Source organism: Afipia felis ATCC 53690, assembly GCF_000314735.2.
GTDB lineage: Bacteria > Pseudomonadota > Alphaproteobacteria > Rhizobiales > Xanthobacteraceae > Afipia > Afipia felis.
The window spans coordinates 3,028,303-3,047,327 of the sequence record NZ_KB375270.1 but is presented as its reverse complement, the minus strand read 5'-3'; the positions used below and the strand labels follow the sequence as shown (position 1 = coordinate 3,047,327).

The window sequence follows — 19,025 nt, the reverse complement described above, 5'->3', positions numbered from 1 at the left end:
GTGGAATAACGGCAGATGACGACGCTCGAAGTCGTCTGTCTGTTGGATGCAGTCGCTCGGCAAAAGGTTACGAGAAATTCAAAGATTATTCGCCGACCTTTCGCCTCACACCGGCGCACGGCCTTCTTCCATCGCAGCAGCCGCCTTCAGGCTGTCGCCATCACGGAAGATCGTGGCCACCGCCAGCGTCTTTCCGTTGAGCCTGTATTCGAGGAGGCAATCGTGCGCCATGATCTCGCCGTGCACGACGATGTCGTCCCATCTTTCGGCGTGGCCAACATAATTGATCGGGATATCGTAATGCTGGCTCCAGAAGAACGGAACAGCGTCGAACACCTCGCGCGCGCCCAGCATGTTGCGGGCTGCGACCTGCCCCTGGCGCTCAGCCACCACCCAGTGCTCGACGCGGATATTCTCGCCCGAATGCGGATCCGGCCAGCGGGCAATATCGCCCGCCGCATAGATTTCCGGCGCGCTCGTCTGCAGATAGCGATCGACAACGACACCGCGGTCGGTCGCAAGCCCCGCCTTCTCCGCCAGCGCGATCCGCGGCCTGACGCCGATGCCGCACACGATGAGATCGGCTGCTATCACCTCGCCACTTTTGAGCACAACACCGCGCTCGTCGATCGCGTTCACGCCTTCCTCAAGGTGGAAGATCACGCCATGCTCTTCGTGCAGACTGCGCACACACTGTCCCATCTCGGAACCAAGAACGCGTTCCATCGGGATTTTCTCAGGCCCGACGACATGAACCTCGATGTCCCTCGCCCTCAGCGAGGCGGCGGCTTCAAGCCCGATAAAACTCGCGCCGATCACCACCGCGCAGCGCGCGCCTTTTGCATTAGAAATGATCGCATTACTGTCCCGAAGCGTGCGGAGCACATGCACATTCGGACGATCCGCACCGGGAACGGACAGCCGGTTTGGCGCCGCGCCCGTCGCCAGCAGCAGCCGGTCATAGGCAAGCCGCGCACCATCCTTCAAAACAACCGCATGGCCCGTGACGTCAATGGACGTGACTTCGACACCAAGACGCAGGTCGATTTTCATGTCCCGATAGAAGTCGTCGGGGCGCAACGGAATCCAGTCTTCCTGCGCGCTGCCAGCAAGATAATCCTTCGACAGATTGGGCCGGTCGACCGGGGCGGCGGCCTCGCTCGACAGCATGACTATCTCGCCCGCAAAACGCTCCCGGCGCAGCATCTCGGCCGCCGCAAAGCCCGCAGCACCTCCGCCGATGATCACGATCTTGTCCGGTGCCTCGTTCAGCGCGTGCGGATTTGCCGGGCGGGATTCTATCTTGCCGCCGACGAATATCTTGCCGTCACGCTGCTCCACCTTGTATCGCGCGATCGGATCAAAGGCGGGCGCCTGCGTCGCCTCACCAGTTCGCAGATCGAAACATGCGTGATGCCATGGGCAGCGGATGCTGTTGCCGACAACCAGCCCGTCCGCCAACGGTCCGTGATAGTGCGTGCAGTGCGCGCCGACCGCAAAAACGTCGGTGCCGGATTGCACCAGCAGAACCTCGTCATCGCCAACATGCCCCAGCAATTTGCCGTCGGTGAACTGCGCGTGTTCGACGCCGCCGGTGAGATCGGGTCCCTTGAGTGCATCGTCCTGCATGGCGACCTCCGCTGTTCAGATCTGGTCTCGCTCCGTGGTCATGCTCAGAAATTCCTGTCGCGTCGCCGGGTTGTCGCGGAAGCAGCCGAGCATCCGGCTGGTCACGAGATCGGTGCCGGGCTTGTGGATGCCGCGCGTCGTCATGCAATGGTGCTGCGCCTTGATGAGCACCGCAACACCCTGCGGTCTGAGCACCTCATTGATGGTATTGGCGATCTGCGCCGTCATCTTCTCCTGAATCTGCAGGCGCTTGGCGTAGATCTCGACCACGCGGGCGAGCTTGCTGATGCCGACGACGCGGCCGTTCGGAATGTAAGCGACCCAGGCCTTGCCGACGATCGGGGCCATGTGATGCTCGCAATGGCTCTCGAAGCGAACGCCGCGCAGCGTGATCATTTCATCATAGCCTTCGATCTCTTCGAAGGTCTTTTGCAACACCGTCACCGGGTTCTGGCTGTAGCCGATGAAAAACTCCTCGAAAGCGCGGGCAACGCGGCTCGGAGTCTCGATCAGGCCATCGCGCGCAGGATCATCGCCGGTCCAACGGATGATGGTGCGGAACGCGTCCTCCACTTCGGCGCGATCCGGTCGCCCGGAAACGACAGCCGCCTCGCGTTCACGCTCAAGCACCTTGAGGTTGGACACCATAATGATCGTCTCCTTCGGCATCGACGCCGCGTTTGCATGTGATGAATGGACGAACCCGGCAAGGGTTCCGGATCAGACAAGGCGAAGGCGCTGCATGACGTTTTCGGTCATGCGCTCGCAACGCTTGCCCGCGAAAGGAAAGGCGTCGAGCATCACCGGGCCGATCTCGCGGTCGAGATGCTCGCGGACCAGCTTGCGCGCGCGATGCAGCCGCGTCTTGACCGTTTCCGTACGGATGCCGAGCAACTCGGCTGTATCATCGACGCTCATGCCCTCGATCACCCGCGTCACGAACACGGTGCGATAGACATCCGGCAATTCGTCAGTCGCGCGTTCGACGAGACGAAGCAGCTCGCGCTGGGCGATGGTACGTTCGGGATCGGTGCGAACAGTGTTCGGAAACTGCACGATCTCGGCCTCCCGTTCAGGCGTGACGACTGCGGCGATGTCCACCATGAGACGGCGAGACCGCAGGCGGCCAAGCGCCTCGTTCATGACGATGCGCGACAACCAGGTGGAAAGGCTTGAATCGCCACGAAAACCTGCGAGATGCGTGAAGGCGTTGATATAGGCTTCCTGCACCGCGTCTTCCGCCTCGGCGTCGTTGCGCAGGATGCCGCGCGCGATCCGGTAAAGCCTGCGATTGTATCTGGTGAGAATCGCGCGAAAGGCGCGGCTGTCGCCGCCCTGCGCGGCGCGCACCAGCACGTCATCGCTTGCGGTCTCGTCCAGCGCGGGGCGCCGCGCCTGGCTGTGAGAGTCAGTCATTCCTGTTCTCCATGCTGCCTGTTAGATGGAGCGACACGGAAAAGGTTACATAGAAACTTCGGGCCCGGCGTTCAGGGAGCCGGAGCCGATCCCTCTCAACCGGCGAAGTATCGGCACCCGCTAGATATTTTCTCTCGCCGCGTTCTGCGCTGCTGCGAGTTTTTTGCGCAGCGCGCGATTTTCCTCGAATTTTTTGGTCACGTCGCGCAGCACCGCCGCAGTGCCCGAAGGTCTGCCGTCCGGCCCGGGCAACACCACCATGGTGAACTCAACGGAAATGCGCGTGCCTTCCTTCGTCAGCGCCGGCACTGCCAGAAGGTCGCCATGGGAATAGCGGCTTTGCCCGCTTTCCATCACCTTGTCGTAGCCTTCCCAATGCCGCGCACGAAGATTTTCAGGAATGATGATGTCGAGCGACTGCCCGACAGCCTCGTTCTCGGCAAACCCGAAAATCCGCACCGCACCCGGATTCCAGAACGTGATGGCGCCATCCTTGCCGGTTGCGATGATGGCGTCCGATTCCGAGGAGAGAATCGCCTCTCCGAGTGCTGCGCGAAAATCCATGACGATACCCTTGATGCAATGTCCACCTCGCGAAGGCGTCGATCAGGCCGGGCAATCTTGTCTACGGTCGCGGCGTCTCAGCTATCCTGTTGTCGCAGACAGCTTCCGCCTGCGCAAGAAATATGACAGCCGATCGCTTTCCGCCGAGAGCGCGTTGCCGCGCGTGCGCATCAGATCCTTACGCGTCATCAAACCGACCAGCCGTCCGCTCGTGCGATCCACAATGGGCACGCGGCCCGCTTCGGTGGCCACCATCCGGTCGGCAAGCACGGATACCTGTTCATCGGGATAACCTATCACCACCGCTGAATCCGAGATGCAATCGAACAGGGTTTCGTCGGTTTCGGGATTTTCCGCGCGCCAGCTCAGAATATCGCGGCGGCCAACGACGCCGACGACGCTGCCGTCTTCGTCAATCAACGGATAGGATTTGTGGCGGGGCGGCGTATCGCCGCAGAAGAAAGCAACCGCCTCGTCTACGCGCATGCTCGCGGGCAGCGTATCGACGTCTTTCACCATGACGTCAGATACGCGCAGCAGTTCGAACGGGTCGATGCTGTACTCGCGCACGACATGCTGGCCGCGTCGCGCAATCTTCTCCGTCAGGATCGAACGCTTCAGGAGCAGCACGGTCAGCGCATAGGCCGCGCCGGTGCAGACCAAGAGCGGTTCGAGCAGACCGAAATGGCCTGTCAGTTCCACGGCAAACATGATTCCGGTCAGAGGCGACCGCATGGTGCCGCCCATCATCGCAGCCATTCCGAGCAACGCCCACGCACCGGCATCGCCCGGCAAGAACAGGCCTTCCAGCCAAGCCAGACATCCGCCGAAAATCAGCAGCGGGGCCAGCACGCCGCCAGACGTGCCAGACGCCAGCGCAATGATCCAGATCACGGACTTGACGATGAGAATCGTCAAGACTTGGGAGGTGACGATCTTGTCGTTCAACAGGCCCGCAATGATATCGTAGCCGACACCGAGCGCGCGCGGCTCGATCAGGCCGCCCAATCCAACGAGCAGGCCACCGATCGCCGGCCACCACATCCAGTGAATCGGAAGCCGCTCGAAAAAATCTTCGGCCTTGTAGAGCAAGGCCGTGAGCAGACCCGATTGCAGACCGCCCACAATACCAACCGCGATGTAAAGGAACACGCCCCACCAGGGCAGATCGAGATGGCCGGAGAACGGAAACAGCGGCCCTACACCGATGATGAACGGGCGCCAGGCCGCAGACACCACGCAGGCGGTGATGACCGGAATGAGGCTGCGCGGCTTCATCTCGAACAGCAGCAGCTCGACCGACAGCAACATCGCCGCGATCGGTGTTCCAAAAATCGCGGTCATGCCGGCCGCCGCACCCGCCACCAGCAGCGTCTTCCGTTCGGCGGCGCTCATATGGAAACATTGCGCGAACAGCGAACCGATCGCTCCGCCGGTCATGATGATCGGTCCTTCCGCGCCGAACGGACCGCCGCTGCCGATCGAAATCGCCGACGACAGCGGCTTCAAGACTGCGACCTTTGGCTGCATGCGACTGCCGCCGATCAGGATGGCTTCGATCGCTTCCGGAATGCCGTGACCGCGAATCTTCTCCGATCCGTAGCGCGCCATCAGGCCGATGATGAGGCCGCCCAGCCCGGGTGCAAGCACCATCCAGAGGCTAGGCTTGAGGTCCGCAAGAGACAGATTGGCCGTGCTAAACGTTTGCAACCACACCAGATTTGTGACGAGCGCGATCATGTGCAGCAGCAGCCAGGCGGACGCCGCACCGCCACTGCCAACGATGAGCGCCATCGCGACCAGAACCAGCACGCGCTTGTCGGCGGTGAAGTCACCAAGCCTCGGCGCCACTGTAGGAGAACGTGACATATTCGTAAGGATCCGAAATAGGATTGAAATTACCGAAAGCGCGCGGTATGGCCTTTCGACGGGTCACGTCAATATATCGCTATACGATAGAAGGCAACGGGGTCAGGGATGGCTAAATCAACGACAAAAACCGGAAAATCCGCGCAACTTCGCGTTACGGCGCAAAAGCGCATATCAGCCCTGCCTCGCAGCGTGGCCATTAAGGACAAGGATTATCTGGTATTGGCCTCGTTCCGCCGGTCCTTGCGGAATTTTCTCAACTTCAGCGAGCAGGCGGCGCAGAATCGCGGCCTGACCCCGAAGCAGCATCAGGCAATTCTGGCGATTCGCGGATTTGAGGACGAGAGCGGTGTCACGGTCGGCGACCTCGCCGAGCATCTCCACCTCAAGCACCACACCGCGGTCGAACTGGTGGACCGGCTGGTGCGGGCGAAGCTCGTGGTGCGCAAGACCGACAAGGAAGACCGCCGCCGCGTTCTACTGAGCCTAACGCCAAAGGCTGACGCCGCGCTCAAGGCGCTGTCCGGCATCCACATGGCTGAAATCCGCCGCAACGCGCCGGCCATGATCAAGCTGCTGAAGCAGCTGAGCTGATAAAGGGGACATTCAGCGCGGCGTAATATCGCCGCGCTCGATCATCCGCCTCGTTGGCTTCGACTAAGTGGTGGCGTTAACCCATTTGGTCGCCTCGTCCGTCGTCATCAGATTAACGCCAATTGCTTTCATCTCCTGCAAGCCCTTGTCATAGACCCCTGACACGGCGTCCGTCAGCATAATGAGGCGGAAATCGCGCTCGCTTGCCTCGTAGAGTGTCGTTCGAGGGCAATTCGGATAATTGCAACCGGCGAGAGCGATTGTATCGACGCCGAGTTCCCGAAGCTGATCGGCAAGATTCGTTCCGTAAAACGCACCCCATCGCGGTTTGTAGATCACCCATTCCTTTGGACCGACCTGCTGGGAATGGCCTGCAAGCAACGCAGCGCTATCAAGCCTGTCTGACGCCGAGCGCTTGAGATCGGACACAAGTTCTGCGCCGTCCGTGCCGGGATTTACGATCCTGGCGCCATCCTGCAGCAGCTTCCGCCGCGCGACATCAACATTCGAGCCGTCGGGCTGGTAAAGGCGGATGACATGAATGATCGGCAACCCTTTGCGCCTGAAGGCCTCGAGGCCACGCTTGATATTGGGCACCACGGCCATTGTGCCCGGTATCTCGGCCGGGGCACCGTGGAGACTGAAATCATTCTGGGTATCGATCGTAATCAGAACCGACCGCTCGCGATTCGGACTCACATAATCCCGCGGCTTAGCTCCGCTTTCACTTGCCTTCGCGGAATCGGACAGGCCGGTCGCCAACGCCACACCAGCAACGGTGGCTGCCGCCGATGTCTTCAAAACCGTCCGCCGCGAGGTACTGAAATCAAATTCGTTTGACATTGGTTTCCTCCGTGATTTGGTTTGCCTTGAATTGCGAGCAATCCAATCACGTTTCGAAACCGGCAGAGGATCCGTGAATCCATGCGAGAGGCCATTCAGTCCATAAAAAGCGACATTCATCATTCAGGACACGAAGCGCTGCAGCGAATCCACTCCCTTTCGCCACAGGAATCCGCCTGTCTGCATTTTCATTTTGACAATCAGCAAGCGCCTGGCCTGCACGCGCATGCGCACGGCCAAATCGTATTCGCGCCCCGGGACTTGGTCACAGTCACGGTCGATGGACGGGTGTGGATGGCGTCGGCGGATAACGGCATCTGGATTCCACCCGATCTGCCGCACCGATTAAGCGCACGATGCGACCGCAACACGTACAGTCTTTATCTTGCGCCACGCATCGCGCGATTACTTCCTGCAACGGCGGGCGCGCTGGAGATATCCTCTCTCTTACGAGAATTATTATTGCGGCTGGGCGACAACGATACGGCCGCAAAAAGTCAGTTGCACTTTTTAAAGGCCGCCATAACAGAAATCCAACAGATGCTCCGCCCAGCACGGCAGGTGACTCAGACGGCCGTTCTGCCCAGAGCACATCCATTGTTCGACGCCATCACCGCGGCACTCGCCCGCGATCCGGTCGATCCGCGAAATTTGAACGATTGGGCTCGCGAACATGGGGTTAGCAAACGCACCCTGTCTCGCATTGTTGTCACCACGACAGGGATGAGTTGGAGGGCTTGGAGAATGCAGCTTCGCATGGCAGCCGCGGTTCGCCTGCTACAACTCGGCGTGCCGGTAAAAACGGCGGCCTACGATCTTGGGTATGCCGGTCCCACACCCTTCATTGCCGCATTCACACATAATTTCGGCATTACGCCGGGACAGATCGCCAATCTCGATAAGAAGCATTGAGACCGGGATTTTCGCCAAGGAGAACGCTTTAGCTCTTCGTGATGTCGCCGCGCTCGCTGTCCGGTGCTTCCGCAGTCGCGTCCTCGATCTGGTAGCGTTTGACGAGCGGCATCTGCGCCATCGCGAAGACCGCCGTCAGCGGCACCGCGCCGAAGGCCTTGAACGCGACCCAGAAATCCGTGCTCTGGGTACGCCAGATCACTTCATTCAGCACCGCCATAAATGCGAAGAAGATCGCCCAGCGGATCGTGAGAAGCCGCCAGCCCTCCGGCGTCAGGTTGAAGACCTGATCGAACAAAATGGCGATGAACGATCGTCCCATCATCACGCCCACAAAGAGCGTCGCCGCGAATAGCGCGTAGATGATGGTTGGCTTGATCTTGATGAACGTCTCATCATGCAGCACGAGCGTCAGCCCGCCGAATACCAGCACGATCACCGCCGTGACGAGGGCCATCAGCGGCACGTGGCGCACCACCACGTAGGAGGCGATCACCGCCGCGACGATCGCGACCATGAACGCACCGGTCGCCACGAACAGGTTGAACTTGGCGTTGGCGGCGAAGAACACCAGCAACGGACCGAGCTCGGTCGCGAGCTTGAACAGCGGATGTGGCACGCGCTTGTCCATGATCCCGATTATCCCTGCACCGTGTCCTTGCCCGCGATCGCGAGCGCGAAATCATGCGCGGTGAACGGCGCGAGATCGTCGATGCCTTCGCCGACGCCGATGAAATGCACCGGCAGTTTGTAGATCTCCGAGATCGCGACCAGGATGCCACCGCGCGCGGTGCCGTCCAGCTTGGTCATGACAAGGCCCGTGACACCTGCGGTCTTGCGGAAGGCTTCGACCTGCGACAGCGCATTTTGTCCCACCGTCGCATCCAGCACCAGAAGCACCGCGTGAGGCGCGCTGGCATCAACCTTCCTGATGACGCGCGCCACCTTCTCCAGTTCGACCATCAGTTCGGCTTTATTCTGCAGCCGCCCCGCGGTGTCGATCAGAAGCACGTCGCGATTGTCCGCCCGCGCTTCACTTGCCGCGTCAAACGCAAGGCTCGCGGCATCCGAACCGTGAGCGCGCGCAATCACCGGCACCCCGGTGCGCTCACCCCAGATTTTCAGTTGTTCGATGGCGGCGGCGCGGAACGTGTCTCCCGCCGCCAACATCACGCGACGGCCTTCCGCCATAAACTTCGCGGCAAGCTTGCCGATCGTCGTTGTCTTGCCGGAGCCGTTGACGCCGACGACGAGAATGACAAACGGCTTCTGGCTCTCATCGATGACGAGTGGCTTTGCCACGGGCACGAGCACTTTCTCCACCTCGGCAGCGACGATCTCCTGAACATCCTGCGCAGAGACATCCTTGTCGTAGCGACCCTCGCCGACCTTCGCCGCGATCCGCGCAGCGACCTCGGTTCCGAGATCGGCGCGCAGCAGCACATCCTCGATGTCCTCGAGCATGGCGCGGTCGAGCTTGCGCTTGCTGACGAGATCGGTGAGCGCGCTGCCGATCGAACCGGACGTGCGCTTGAGCCCAGCCGAAAGCCGCTGCCACCAGCTCTGCTTGGGTTTGTCCTGCGGCGTATCTGTCATTTGTTGACTGTCAACATTTCGGGGGGTGTGTTACCCGGTTCGGCCGAGAAACAAAAGCCGGTCTTCACCATGGATACGCCACAGCCGACCGCCGAAGAAATGCAGGCGCGCGTGCTTCACCGCGACGGCCTGATGCTGGTGGTCGACAAACCGGCCGGGATCGCCGTGCATAAAGGCCCGAAGGGTGGCCCCAACCTCGAAGCTTCGTTCGACGCGCTGCGCTACGGTTTGCCGCGCCCGCCGGTGCTGGCGCATCGGCTCGACCGCGACACCTCCGGCTGCCTCGTGCTTGGCCGTCACCGCAAGGCCACTGCCTCGCTCGGGCTTCTGTTCAAGCACGGCAAGATCGGCAAGACCTACTGGGCCGTGGTCGAAGGCGGGCCTGCGGAGAACGAAGGCGAGATCGACATTCCGCTCGGGCGGCTCGATGCGGAGCGCGGCTGGTGGCAGAAGCCCGATCCGAACGGACTGCCTTCCAAATCCCGCTGGACCGTGATGGGACGCGGTGAGGGGCTGACATGGCTCGCGCTGGAACCGATCACCGGCCGCACCCATCAATTGCGCGTGCATTGTGCGGCGATGGGATTTCCGATTGTCGGCGACAATATCTACGGCAACGGCCCGCGCTTCGGCGAGCCGAGCCTGCATCTGCATTCGCGCGAGATCATCGTGCCACTGTCGAAGAACAAGCCGCCGGTGCGCGTCGTTGCGCCGGTGCCCGTGCATTTGCAGGAACGGCTGCGCGCATGCGGCTGGAACGGCGAGCAAGAGATCGAATCGCCGGAACAGGCTGTGTCACACGCTTAGGCGTGCACCATCGTGGCCCGAAATGGCCATGGCCCGCACCTCGCCTGCAACACCGCCCGTAATCGCGACGGGCAGGAAATGTTCGGTGCGGCCCTGCGTGGCGCTTTCGATCAGAACATGACGCATCTTTCCCACCTCGTTCGCAAGCCTGCGCTTCAGTGCCGCCTCGCCTGCGTCGCGCAGCCGCTTCGCCCGCTCCTTGACAATGCGGCCCTCGACCTGCGGCATCTTCGCCGCGGGCGTGCCGGGACGTTTCGAGTACGGAAACACATGCAGGAAGGTGAGATCGCAATCTTCGACCAGCGCGAGCGAGCGTTCGAACATCCCGTCCGCCTCGGTCGGAAAACCTGCGATCAAATCGGCGCCGAACGCGATGTCTGGCCGCAGCCGTTTGATCTGCTCGCAGAACGCGATGGCGTCGGCGCGCGAGTGCCGCCGCTTCATGCGCTTGAGAATAAGATCATCGCCGGCCTGCAACGACAGATGCAGATGCGGCATCAATCGCTCGTCGTCTGCCATCACATCGAGCAGATCGCGATCCGCTTCGACGGAATCGATCGAAGACAGACGCAGACGCTTCAATTCCGGCACGTGCTTGAGTATCTGCTTCACAAGCGCACCCAATTTCGGTGTTCCCGGCAAATCCGCGCCGTAGCTCGTGATGTCGACGCCGGTAAGCACGATTTCGGGACAGCCGTTCTCGACCAGAACGCGCACCTGATCGACCGCCGCCCCCATCGCCACCGAACGCGAATTGCCGCGTCCATACGGAATGATGCAGAAGGTGCAGCGATGATCGCAGCCGTTTTGCACCTGCACGAAGGCGCGTGGCTGGCCATTGTGAAATCCATCCACCAGATGCGGCGCCATCTCGCGCACCGCCATGATGTCAGCGACAGCGACCTTCTCGCCGTCATCAAGATCGAATGCACTGCGCGTCGCCTGCCAGGCATCGGCGCGCATTTTATCGTCATTGCCGAGAACGCGGTCAACTTCCGGCATGTCCGCGAACATTGCGGGATCGGTCTGCGCCGCGCAGCCGGTGACGATGATCCTGCGCTCGGGCTGCTCGCGTCGCAGACGGCGGATGGTCTGGCGCGCCTGCGCCACCGCTTCGCTCGTCACCGCGCAGGTATTGACGATAAATGCATCGTGCACGCCCGCGGCTCCCGCCTCGGCGCGCATCGTCTCCGATTCAGCAAGATTGAGGCGGCAACCGAAGGTGACGAGCTCGACCGTCATGTCAGGCAAGCGCCGCGAACAGCGCTGGATCGAAGATGCCTTCATATTCCAGCACGGCGGCGCCGGTCATCAGAACGTGGTCGTCGCTCTCGCGCCACTCGATGGTGAGATCGCCACCGGGCAGGCTCATCTGCACAATGCGATTGGTGCGCTTCAATCGTGCCGCTGCCACTGCCGTCGCGCACGCCGCCGAGCCGCACGCTTTGGTGAGACCGGCGCCGCGCTCCCAAGTGCGCATGCGGATGTGATCGCGATCGACGATATGGGCGAGCGTGATGTTGGCGCGCTCGGGAAAGATCGGGTGATTTTCCAGAAGCGGCCCGAACCGTTCGAGATCATAGGCGTCTATATCGGCGACCCAGAAGATCGCATGTGGGTTGCCCATACTGACGACGGATGGCGAATGCAGCACCGGCGCATCGATCGGCCCGACCTGCAATTCGATATAGCGCGTGTCGCGAAATTCCTCGGCGAGCGGAATGTCCTGCCAGCCGAACTTCGGTACGCCCATATCGACCGTGTAAAGATCTGGTGACGGCCCCTGCCAGCAGTTCAGGAGTCCCGCGCGGGTCTCGAAGGTCGCGGCTTTCTCGCCGCTTGCGCCGAATACACGCTTGGCCACGCAACGCATTCCGTTGCCGCAGGCGCCTGCCTCGGAGCCGTCATTATTATAGATACGGATGAAGGCGCTGGTGCCGGGCAGCCGCGGCGTCTGCAACACCATCAATTGATCGTAAGGCACGCCGTCTGGTGCGGCGATGGCACGGGCTTCGGCCGGCGTGATCTGTGAATCGGACGTACGCAGATCGACAACGACGATCTCGTTTCCGATTCCGTTCATCTTGGCGAAGCTATGATTGGCGAGCACGGTCATGGTCAAAATCCAGGCGCTTTATATGGCGAGGATGGCGACAATGACCAGCCCACTGCCCCGCCTCCCGACCCTTTGAGACGCGCATATCACGCCATGCTACGCTCAGACTACGCAAACCCGGATAAAATGGAGATTTCCCGGATGACGTCCCGCTCGACCCGACTGGTTTTGCTGGTCCCGATCGCTCTCGCGGCGGCCTCAATGGCAATAATTCCGGCATCCGCACAGTCGCCCGCGACCCCGACGACGCCCCCTCCCACAACAGCCGACAAGCCGGTCGCGCCTCCCACTACGCTCGCTCCCGCGACGCCCCCCGCACCTGCAGCCACCCCTGCTCCTGCCGTCACAGCTCCGGCGACACCGCCTGAATCGTCCGCACCCACCGCTCCAGCCACTCCACCCGCAGCAGCTACGCCCGCACCTGCTTCACCCGCGACCGAAGCAGCACCTCCGGCCAAAGTGCAGCCAGCCGATCCGTTCGGCGAGGAAACCACTCTAACCGCAAAAAAGGTCGTCGCGCTCAAGGGCAAAGCCGTGTGGGATTCGGCGTTCGAGACGCTGACGGATTCTATCAAGGCGCTGAACACCTTGCTCGCCAAGCAAAAGATCGAGCCCGCGGGCCCTGTGATCATTGTCTACACGTCAACCGACGACGCCGGCTTCACCTTCCAGGCCGAAATGCCCGTCAATCAGGAGCCGAAGAATTTGCCCAAGGACATGAGCATCACCCAATCGCCCGAAGGCAAGGTGTTGAAATTCGTCCATCGCGGCTCCTACGACAACATGGACAACACCTACGAGGCCATCACCAATTATCTCGATGAGAAGAAGCTGGAGGCGAAAGACAGCTTCATCGAGGAATACGTCACTGACCCGCTCAAGACCGAAGAAGACAAACTCATCATCAACGTCTTCGTCCCCCTGAACTAAGGAGTTCATTATCATGCGTTGTCTCGTCGCCGCCGCGTGCCTCGCGCTCGCCTCGCCCGCGCTCGCTCAACCTGTGCCGCCCTCGATTTCGGTCAGCGGACAGGCCACTGTGTCAGCCGCGCCCGATCTGGCGGAGATCGAAGCTGGTGTGACAACGGAAGCAAAGACCGCGCGCGCCGCGAGCGAAGCCAACGCCAAGGCAATGAACGATGTGCTGGCCGCCCTGAAAGGAACCGGCATCGCACCAAAGGATGTCCAGACCTCGCAAATTTCGCTGCACCCCCAGATGACGAGCCGGAACAATTCAAACGCGCCGCCGCAGATCACCGGCTATCGCGCGACCAATCGCGTCAGCGTCAGACTGCGCGACATCGCCAAGATCGGCGACACCATCGACGCGCTGGTCGCCTCCGGCGCCAACGATATCGGCGGCATCGGCTTTTCGGTCTCGCAATCGTCAAAACTGCTCGACGAAGCTCGCGCCAAGGCGGTGGAAGATGCGCACCGTAAGGCCGCGATTTATGCCCAATCCGCGGGCGTAACTCTTGGTGCGCCACTCAGCATCGCCGAAGATGGCGCGCCGCCGCCGATCGCGTTCCGAAGGATGGACGCAACTCTTGCTGCGGCACCGACTCCGATCGTGCCCGGCGAACAGACACTGCGGGTCTCCGTTCACGTGAGCTACGAGATCAAGCCGAAACCATAACCGGTGAAAGCGGTCAGATCTCGAATATCTGTCCCGGCTTCAAAACAGCGAAGGTGTCGCGCGGCACCTTCGCCTGATCGAGCGCAACAGTAAGATCATTCGCGGGCGCGTCGATCGCCTCGTCGGTGAGCTGGAACGTGCCGTGATGATGCGCCAACGCCATCTCGGCTCCGCAGTCGCCAAGCGCCTTCACCGCATCCGATGGATTCATATGCTGGTCGCGCATGAACCAGCGCGGCTCGTAAGCGCCAATCGGCAGGATCGCGAGCCGCAACAGCCCATGCGCCTCGCGCACCCGGCGGAAGTGTCCGCCATCGCCATAGCCGGAATCACACACGATGTAGATTTTGCCCGCAGGCGTCTCCAGCACGAAGCTCGCCCACAGCACCTTGTTGCGGTCGAACAGGCCGCGCGCGCTCCAATGCCGCGTCGCCACCAGCGTCACCGATACGCCGTTGCCAATCTCGACGCGATCGTTCCAGTCATATGCTTCGGCGCGTACCGCATCATTGTTCGATTTGATGGTCACATCATTGCCGAGCGGCGTGATGACGCGCGGCGAGAATTTCGCCGCAAGCTTTGAGAGCGTGCGCATATCGAGGTGATCGTAATGGCCGTGCGACACCAGTACGGCGTCGATCGGCGGCAGCGCCTCGAACGCGATACCGGGATCGTTGACGCGCTTCGGGCCGGCGAAAGAAAGCGGCGAGGCCCGCTCCGACCACACCGGATCGACCAGAATGTTCAACCCCGCGGTCTGGATCAGCCAGCTCGCATGCCCGACGAAGGACAGGCGGACTTTGCTGCCGGTGACGCTTAACGGCGGCGTATCGGCAAACCCGCTCGGCACCCAGTCCGGCCATTTCGAGGAGTTTCGGCCAAAGCGCCAGCGCAGCAGGTCGGCCAGCGGCCGAGGCGGCGCACCGTGCGGGTCGAAAAAGTGCAAGCCGTCGAAATGATCCGAAACCGGGCCGCTATAGGTCTTCATCCGGGATGCCCACGCCGAGGACCCGCCTGCGACCGCCAGAAGACCGGCGAAAGTTCCGAAAAAGCCGCGACGGGTGAGTTTCATGCTTCGATTGACCCCAAAATCGGGCCGGGAGGCAAATAACAGCTCCGCGACGCCCGCTTTCAGCCATAAAAGCCGCTTTTTCCGCTCCTTTCTTGACTTTCCGGGCCGGGAAGGCTTTAACCGCGCCACTTCTCGAAAAGGTTTTCTTTTCGACCCGCCGCCCGGTGCGAGACGCCGGAGGTCAACGCCCGACAGCGCTGTGCGCCCTCGGGCGTAAAATTGTTTGGATCATTGCTCCATCCGGAGCGTAACGGGATACGACGCTGAGATGTTCGACAATCTGTCGGAAAGGCTCGGAGGCATTCTCGACAAGCTGACGCGGCGCGGTGCGCTGTCGGAGGCCGATGTCGACGCCGCGATGCGCGAAGTGCGCCGTGCGCTTTTGGAAGCGGACGTCGCGCTCGAAGTCGTGCGCTCGTTCACCGACAAGGTCCGCGAACAGGCGATCGGCGCAACCGTCGTCAAGTCGGTGACGCCCGGCCAGATGGTCGTGAAGATCGTCCACGATCAGCTCGTGGAAACGCTCGGCTCCGACGGCCAGCTCATCGACCTCAACGCGCCCGCGCCGATCGCGATCATGATGGTCGGCCTGCAGGGCTCCGGTAAGACCACGACCACCGCGAAGCTCGCGCGACGCCTCACCCAGCGCGACAAGAAAAAAGTCCTGATGGCCTCGCTCGACGTCTACCGTCCGGCGGCACAGGAACAGCTCGCGGTGCTCGGCCGCGATCTCTCCATCGAAACACTGCCGGTCGTCGCCGGCCAGATACCGCAGCAGATTGCGCAACGCGCGCTGCAGGCGGGCAAGCTCGGCGGTTACGATGTCGTGCTGCTCGACACCGCCGGCCGTACCACGCTCGATGAAGAGATGATGCGTGAAGCAGCTGCGGTTAAAACCGCCGCCAATCCGCATGAAGTGCTGCTGGTTGCGGACTCCCTCACCGGCCAGGACGCCGTCAACCTTGCACGCGCGTTCGATGAGCGCGTCGGCCTCACCGGCATCGTGCTCACCCGTGTTGATGGTGACGGCCGCGGCGGCGCGGCGCTGTCGATGCGTGCCGTCACCGGCAAGCCGATCAAGCTGATCGGCACCGGCGAAAAGACCGACGCGCTGGAAGACTTTCACCCTTCACGTATCGCAAGCCGCATCCTTGGCATGGGCGATATCGTGTCGCTGGTCGAGAAAGCCGCCGCCAATATCGATGCGGAGAAGGCGGCGCGCACAGCCGAGAAGATGCGCAAGGGCAAGTTCGATCTTGCCGATCTGCGCGAACAGTTGGCCCAGATGCAGAATCTCGGCGGCCTCGGCGGCCTGATGGGCATGATGCCCGGCATCGCCAAGATGAAGAACCAACTCGCCGCCGCCAATCTCGACGACAGGATCGTCAAGCGGCAGATGGCGGTGATCGATTCGATGACGCGCGCGGAGCGCAAGAACCCCGACGTCCTGAAGGCGAGCCGCAAGAAGCGCATCGCCGCTGGCGCGGGCGTGAAGGTCGAGGACGTCAACAAGCTCCTGAAGATGCACCGGGGCATGGCCGACATGATGAAGGCCATGGGTCAGGGCAAGCGCGGCCCGATGGCTGGCCTTGCGCAGATGATGGGCTTTGGCGGCGGCATGCCCTCGCCTGAACAGATTCAGCAGTTGAAGGACCAGATGCCTCAAGGGTTGCCGCAAGGCCCCGGCGGTATGCCTTCGCTGCCGAAAGACTTTCCGGGCCTGCCCTCAGGATTGGGCGGCCTCGGAAAACCGAATTTGCCGGGCCTCGGAGGATTTCCGGGTCTGGGCAAGAAGAAATAACCCCTGTCACACAAGCATTTTTAGAATCGAACGGAGAACACCATGTCAGTCGTCATTCGCCTCGCCCGCGCCGGCACCAAGAAGCGCCCGTTTTATCACGTCGTCGTCGCCGACTCGCGCTTTCCCCGCGACGGCCGCTTCATCGAGCGCCTGGGCTACTTCAACCCGCTGCTGCCGAAGGACAACGAGGCTCGCCTCAAGCTCGACATGGAGCAGGTGAAGGCCTGGCTCGCCAAGGGCGCGCAGCCGTCGGACCGTGTGATGCGCTTCCTCGATGCGGCTGGCGTTGCGAAGCGCACCGCGCGCAACAACCCCGAGAAGGCCGTGCCGCGCAAGGAGCGCAAGGCGGCCGCCGAGGCTCCCAAGGCTTAAGCCTGAATGACCCGGGCAGCGCGCATCTGCGTTGCGAAGATCGGCGCCGCGCACGGTGTGCGCGGCGAGGTGCGGTTGTGGCCGTTCACCGAAGACCCGATGGCGGTGATCGACTACGGCCCGCTCTCGACCAAGGACGGCGCGCGACAATTCGAGGTGGCGCGCGCCCGCGCTGCCAAGGACCATCTGGTCGCGTCGCTCAAGGGCGTCACCAACCGCGACGAAGCAGAACGCCTCAACGGCATCGAGCTTTACATCTCGCGCGATGCCCTGCCCGATACTAATGAAGGCGAGTACTACCACGCTGACCTGATCGGCCTCGCCGCCCTCGATCCGCAGGGCGCAGCTATCGGAACCGTTACTGCGATCCATAATTTCGGCGCGGGCGACATCATCGAGATCGCGCCGAAAAGCGGGCCATCACTCTTGCTGCCGTTTACCAACGCCGTAGTGCCGACGGTTGATCTTGCGGCGGGACGTGTCGTCGTCGATCTACCGCAAGAAATCGAAGGCGATTCGCCAGACCCGGCGGATTCTGCGCCATGACTTGGCGCGCCACCGTTCTCACGCTGTTTCCGGAGATGTTTCCCGGCCCGCTCGGCGTCAGCCTCGCAGGCCGCGCGCTGGCGTCCGACATCTGGCGGCTCGACGTGCGCGACATCCGCGCCTCCGCGACCGACAGGCACCGCAGCGTCGATGACACCCCTTCCGGCGGGGGACCCGGCATGGTGCTCCGCGCCGATGTGCTGGCGGCCGCGATCGACGCCGCCGGATGCGACTTCGACCAGCCGCGCCTCCTGATGAGCCCGCGCGGTCGGCCATTGACCCAGAAGCGGGTGGTGGAACTGGCGGGGGGCCCTGGCCCGATAATCGTCTGCGGCCGGTTCGAGGGCGTGGACCAGCGCGTGATCGAGGCACGCGGCCTCGAGGAGGTCTCGATCGGCGACTACGTACTATCCGGCGGGGAACTCGGCGCCATGGTGCTGATCGATGCCTGCGTCCGGCTCTTGCCGGGTGTCATGGGCAAGCTCGCTTCGGGAACCGAGGAGAGTTTTTCCGACGGCCTTCTTGAGTATCCCCAGTACACCCGGCCTCAGACCTTCGAAGGCCATGAGATTCCTGATGTTTTGACCTCCGGTGACCACGCTAGGGTCGAGTCATGGCGGCGCGCCCAGGCCGAATCCCTGACCCGAGCCCGCCGCCCGGACCTCTGGGCGGCTCGAATTGGCTCAAAGACGCCAAAAAACACGACGGACCAGTGACAACGGGTGCGGTTTGGCGTATAGCAGCGCCCAATCCGTGCATGTGCTGGATACGAAATTTCGCGCAGTCCCTTTCGGGCGCGCTGCCCGATGGAGTTTTGCTATGAATCTCATCCAAGAGCTCGAGAAAGAGCAGCTCGAGAAGCTCGCCGCCGGGAAGACCATTCCCGACTTCGGTCCGGGCGACACCGTGACCGTCAACGTTAAGGTCAAGGAAGGCGACCGCACCCGCGTGCAGGCCTATGAAGGCGTCTGCATCGGCCGCAACGGCGGTGGCATCAACGAGAGCTTCACCGTTCGCAAGATTTCGTACGGCGAAGGCGTCGAGCGTGTCTTCCCGATCTATTCGCCGATGATCGACTCGATCAAGCTCGTGCGTCGCGGCAAGGTGCGTCGTGCCAAGCTGTATTACCTGCGCGGCCTGCGCGGCAAATCGGCCCGCATCGTCGAGAAGCAGGATCAGCGTCAGACCACGACGGCTGCTGCGGCTGCCGAGTAATTCGGCTTCTATCAAGGATTCAAAAAAGCCCCGGTTC

21 protein-coding genes are annotated in these 19,025 nt (G+C 62.0%); 10 read left to right on the top strand and 11 right to left on the bottom strand.

The genetic code is table 11. The annotated features are described in order from the left end of the window. Positions 1–105: 105 nt before the first annotated feature. From HMPREF9697_RS14480 to HMPREF9697_RS14460, 5 genes are all read right to left on the bottom strand, one after another. Complete coding sequence (locus tag HMPREF9697_RS14480) at positions 106–1,629, bottom strand: FAD-dependent oxidoreductase (RefSeq protein ID WP_002717985.1); 1,524 nt, start codon at positions 1,627–1,629, stop codon at positions 106–108. A 15-nt stretch (positions 1,630–1,644) separates the two neighbouring features. Continuing rightward, the gene (gene folE, locus HMPREF9697_RS14475) at positions 1,645–2,277 is read right to left on the bottom strand and encodes a GTP cyclohydrolase I FolE (RefSeq protein ID WP_002717984.1); all 633 of its coding nucleotides are present in this window, start codon (positions 2,275–2,277) and stop codon (positions 1,645–1,647) included. A gap of 72 nt (positions 2,278–2,349) precedes the next feature. Then, positions 2,350–3,045 (bottom strand): RNA polymerase sigma factor, encoded by a 696-nt coding sequence (locus HMPREF9697_RS14470; protein WP_002717983.1) that lies wholly within the window; start codon positions 3,043–3,045, stop codon positions 2,350–2,352. Positions 3,046–3,165: 120 nt separating this feature from the next. Continuing rightward, on the bottom strand, positions 3,166–3,609 hold the full coding sequence (locus HMPREF9697_RS14465) for a PAS domain S-box protein (RefSeq protein WP_002717982.1): 444 nt from the start codon (positions 3,607–3,609) through the stop codon (positions 3,166–3,168). Positions 3,610–3,690: 81 nt separating this feature from the next. Continuing rightward, entirely contained in the window at positions 3,691–5,478 is a 1,788-nt protein-coding gene (locus HMPREF9697_RS14460) for a chloride channel protein (protein ID WP_002717981.1), read from the bottom strand. A gap of 108 nt (positions 5,479–5,586) precedes the next feature. Between HMPREF9697_RS14460 and HMPREF9697_RS14455 the strand changes: the two genes are divergently transcribed. Further along, the gene (locus tag HMPREF9697_RS14455) at positions 5,587–6,072 is read left to right on the top strand and encodes a MarR family winged helix-turn-helix transcriptional regulator (RefSeq protein ID WP_002717980.1); all 486 of its coding nucleotides are present in this window, start codon (positions 5,587–5,589) and stop codon (positions 6,070–6,072) included. Between the two features lie 63 nt (positions 6,073–6,135). Here the strand turns inward: HMPREF9697_RS14455 and HMPREF9697_RS14450 are convergent, their stop codons facing one another. Continuing rightward, on the bottom strand, positions 6,136–7,038 hold the full coding sequence (locus HMPREF9697_RS14450) for a cysteine hydrolase family protein (RefSeq protein ID WP_115622197.1): 903 nt from the start codon (positions 7,036–7,038) through the stop codon (positions 6,136–6,138). On the opposite strand from HMPREF9697_RS14450, the gene HMPREF9697_RS20535 reads away from it, so the two are divergent. Further along, a complete protein-coding gene (locus HMPREF9697_RS20535) occupies positions 6,997–7,827 on the top strand; it encodes an AraC family transcriptional regulator (protein WP_081602556.1) in 831 nt (276 codons plus the stop codon). The genes HMPREF9697_RS14450 and HMPREF9697_RS20535 overlap by 42 nt on opposite strands. A gap of 28 nt (positions 7,828–7,855) precedes the next feature. Here HMPREF9697_RS20535 and HMPREF9697_RS14440 read toward each other — a convergent pair whose 3' ends face one another. Then, on the bottom strand, positions 7,856–8,458 hold the full coding sequence (locus HMPREF9697_RS14440; protein WP_002717977.1) for a septation protein A: 603 nt from the start codon (positions 8,456–8,458) through the stop codon (positions 7,856–7,858). A gap of 8 nt (positions 8,459–8,466) precedes the next feature. Then, the gene (gene ftsY, locus HMPREF9697_RS14435) at positions 8,467–9,423 is read right to left on the bottom strand and encodes a signal recognition particle-docking protein FtsY (RefSeq protein WP_002717976.1); all 957 of its coding nucleotides are present in this window, start codon (positions 9,421–9,423) and stop codon (positions 8,467–8,469) included. 69 nt (positions 9,424–9,492) lie between these two features. Here ftsY and HMPREF9697_RS14430 point away from each other — a divergent pair, with 69 nt between their 5' ends. Beyond that, positions 9,493–10,230 carry an RluA family pseudouridine synthase gene (locus HMPREF9697_RS14430; RefSeq protein ID WP_002717975.1) on the top strand — a complete coding sequence of 246 codons (738 nt, stop codon included), beginning with the start codon at positions 9,493–9,495 and terminating at the stop codon, positions 10,228–10,230. On the opposite strand, the gene mtaB is transcribed toward HMPREF9697_RS14430, so the two are convergent. Together mtaB and dapF are read right to left on the bottom strand one after the other, a co-directional pair. Beyond that, positions 10,219–11,472: a tRNA (N(6)-L-threonylcarbamoyladenosine(37)-C(2))-methylthiotransferase MtaB gene (mtaB, locus tag HMPREF9697_RS14425; protein WP_002717974.1), complete on the bottom strand. Its 1,254-nt coding sequence runs from the start codon at positions 11,470–11,472 to the stop codon at positions 10,219–10,221. The two genes, HMPREF9697_RS14430 and mtaB, sit on opposite strands and share 12 nt — an antisense overlap. 1 nt (position 11,473) lies before the next feature. Beyond that, positions 11,474–12,346 (bottom strand): diaminopimelate epimerase, encoded by an 873-nt coding sequence (gene dapF, locus HMPREF9697_RS14420; RefSeq protein ID WP_002717973.1) that lies wholly within the window; start codon positions 12,344–12,346, stop codon positions 11,474–11,476. A 141-nt stretch (positions 12,347–12,487) separates the two neighbouring features. Between dapF and HMPREF9697_RS20530 the strand changes: the two genes are divergently transcribed. Both HMPREF9697_RS20530 and HMPREF9697_RS14405 read left to right on the top strand, forming a co-directional pair. Continuing rightward, positions 12,488–13,276, top strand: a complete 789-nt coding sequence (locus HMPREF9697_RS20530; protein ID WP_002717972.1) for a GyrI-like domain-containing protein — start codon at positions 12,488–12,490, stop codon at positions 13,274–13,276. A gap of 13 nt (positions 13,277–13,289) precedes the next feature. Beyond that, positions 13,290–13,982 (top strand): SIMPL domain-containing protein, encoded by a 693-nt coding sequence (locus HMPREF9697_RS14405; protein WP_002717971.1) that lies wholly within the window; start codon positions 13,290–13,292, stop codon positions 13,980–13,982. A 13-nt stretch (positions 13,983–13,995) separates the two neighbouring features. Here the strand turns inward: HMPREF9697_RS14405 and HMPREF9697_RS14400 are convergent, their stop codons facing one another. Next, positions 13,996–15,054, bottom strand: a complete 1,059-nt coding sequence (locus tag HMPREF9697_RS14400; RefSeq protein ID WP_002717970.1) for an MBL fold metallo-hydrolase — start codon at positions 15,052–15,054, stop codon at positions 13,996–13,998. A 268-nt stretch (positions 15,055–15,322) separates the two neighbouring features. Here HMPREF9697_RS14400 and ffh point away from each other — a divergent pair, with 268 nt between their 5' ends. From ffh to rplS, 5 genes are all read left to right on the top strand, one after another. After that, positions 15,323–16,855 (top strand): signal recognition particle protein, encoded by a 1,533-nt coding sequence (gene ffh, locus HMPREF9697_RS14395; RefSeq protein WP_002717969.1) that lies wholly within the window; start codon positions 15,323–15,325, stop codon positions 16,853–16,855. Between the two features lie 42 nt (positions 16,856–16,897). Next, on the top strand, positions 16,898–17,227 hold the full coding sequence (rpsP, locus tag HMPREF9697_RS14390) for a 30S ribosomal protein S16 (protein WP_002717968.1): 330 nt from the start codon (positions 16,898–16,900) through the stop codon (positions 17,225–17,227). A gap of 6 nt (positions 17,228–17,233) precedes the next feature. Further along, complete coding sequence (gene rimM / locus HMPREF9697_RS14385; protein ID WP_002717967.1) at positions 17,234–17,773, top strand: ribosome maturation factor RimM; 540 nt, start codon at positions 17,234–17,236, stop codon at positions 17,771–17,773. Then, positions 17,770–18,489 (top strand): tRNA (guanosine(37)-N1)-methyltransferase TrmD, encoded by a 720-nt coding sequence (gene trmD / locus HMPREF9697_RS14380; protein ID WP_002717966.1) that lies wholly within the window; start codon positions 17,770–17,772, stop codon positions 18,487–18,489. Before rimM ends, trmD begins: the two co-directional genes overlap by 4 nt. Before the next feature lie 103 nt (positions 18,490–18,592). Next, on the top strand, positions 18,593–18,988 hold the full coding sequence (rplS, locus tag HMPREF9697_RS14375) for a 50S ribosomal protein L19 (protein ID WP_002717965.1): 396 nt from the start codon (positions 18,593–18,595) through the stop codon (positions 18,986–18,988). The last annotated feature ends 37 nt before the right edge of the window (positions 18,989–19,025 follow it).

Coding starts and splice junctions, on each gene's coding strand:
- HMPREF9697_RS14480 (WP_002717985.1), bottom strand. CDS start 1,629: ATGCAGGACGATGCACTCAAGGGACCCGATCTCACCGGCGGCGTCGAA.
- folE (WP_002717984.1), bottom strand. CDS start 2,277: ATGGTGTCCAACCTCAAGGTGCTTGAGCGTGAACGCGAGGCGGCTGTC.
- HMPREF9697_RS14470 (WP_002717983.1), bottom strand. CDS start 3,045: ATGACTGACTCTCACAGCCAGGCGCGGCGCCCCGCGCTGGACGAGACC.
- HMPREF9697_RS14465 (WP_002717982.1), bottom strand. CDS start 3,609: ATGGATTTTCGCGCAGCACTCGGAGAGGCGATTCTCTCCTCGGAATCG.
- HMPREF9697_RS14460 (WP_002717981.1), bottom strand. CDS start 5,478: ATGTCACGTTCTCCTACAGTGGCGCCGAGGCTTGGTGACTTCACCGCC.
- HMPREF9697_RS14455 (WP_002717980.1), top strand. CDS start 5,587: ATGGCTAAATCAACGACAAAAACCGGAAAATCCGCGCAACTTCGCGTT.
- HMPREF9697_RS20535 (WP_081602556.1), top strand. CDS start 6,997: ATGCGAGAGGCCATTCAGTCCATAAAAAGCGACATTCATCATTCAGGA.
- HMPREF9697_RS14450 (WP_115622197.1), bottom strand. CDS start 7,038: ATGATGAATGTCGCTTTTTATGGACTGAATGGCCTCTCGCATGGATTC.
- HMPREF9697_RS14440 (WP_002717977.1), bottom strand. CDS start 8,458: ATGGACAAGCGCGTGCCACATCCGCTGTTCAAGCTCGCGACCGAGCTC.
- ftsY (WP_002717976.1), bottom strand. CDS start 9,423: ATGACAGATACGCCGCAGGACAAACCCAAGCAGAGCTGGTGGCAGCGG.
- HMPREF9697_RS14430 (WP_002717975.1), top strand. CDS start 9,493: ATGGATACGCCACAGCCGACCGCCGAAGAAATGCAGGCGCGCGTGCTT.
- mtaB (WP_002717974.1), bottom strand. CDS start 11,472: ATGACGGTCGAGCTCGTCACCTTCGGTTGCCGCCTCAATCTTGCTGAA.
- dapF (WP_002717973.1), bottom strand. CDS start 12,346: ATGACCGTGCTCGCCAATCATAGCTTCGCCAAGATGAACGGAATCGGA.
- HMPREF9697_RS20530 (WP_002717972.1), top strand. CDS start 12,488: ATGACGTCCCGCTCGACCCGACTGGTTTTGCTGGTCCCGATCGCTCTC.
- HMPREF9697_RS14405 (WP_002717971.1), top strand. CDS start 13,290: ATGCGTTGTCTCGTCGCCGCCGCGTGCCTCGCGCTCGCCTCGCCCGCG.
- HMPREF9697_RS14400 (WP_002717970.1), bottom strand. CDS start 15,054: ATGAAACTCACCCGTCGCGGCTTTTTCGGAACTTTCGCCGGTCTTCTG.
- ffh (WP_002717969.1), top strand. CDS start 15,323: ATGTTCGACAATCTGTCGGAAAGGCTCGGAGGCATTCTCGACAAGCTG.
- rpsP (WP_002717968.1), top strand. CDS start 16,898: ATGTCAGTCGTCATTCGCCTCGCCCGCGCCGGCACCAAGAAGCGCCCG.
- rimM (WP_002717967.1), top strand. CDS start 17,234: ATGACCCGGGCAGCGCGCATCTGCGTTGCGAAGATCGGCGCCGCGCAC.
- trmD (WP_002717966.1), top strand. CDS start 17,770: ATGACTTGGCGCGCCACCGTTCTCACGCTGTTTCCGGAGATGTTTCCC.
- rplS (WP_002717965.1), top strand. CDS start 18,593: ATGAATCTCATCCAAGAGCTCGAGAAAGAGCAGCTCGAGAAGCTCGCC.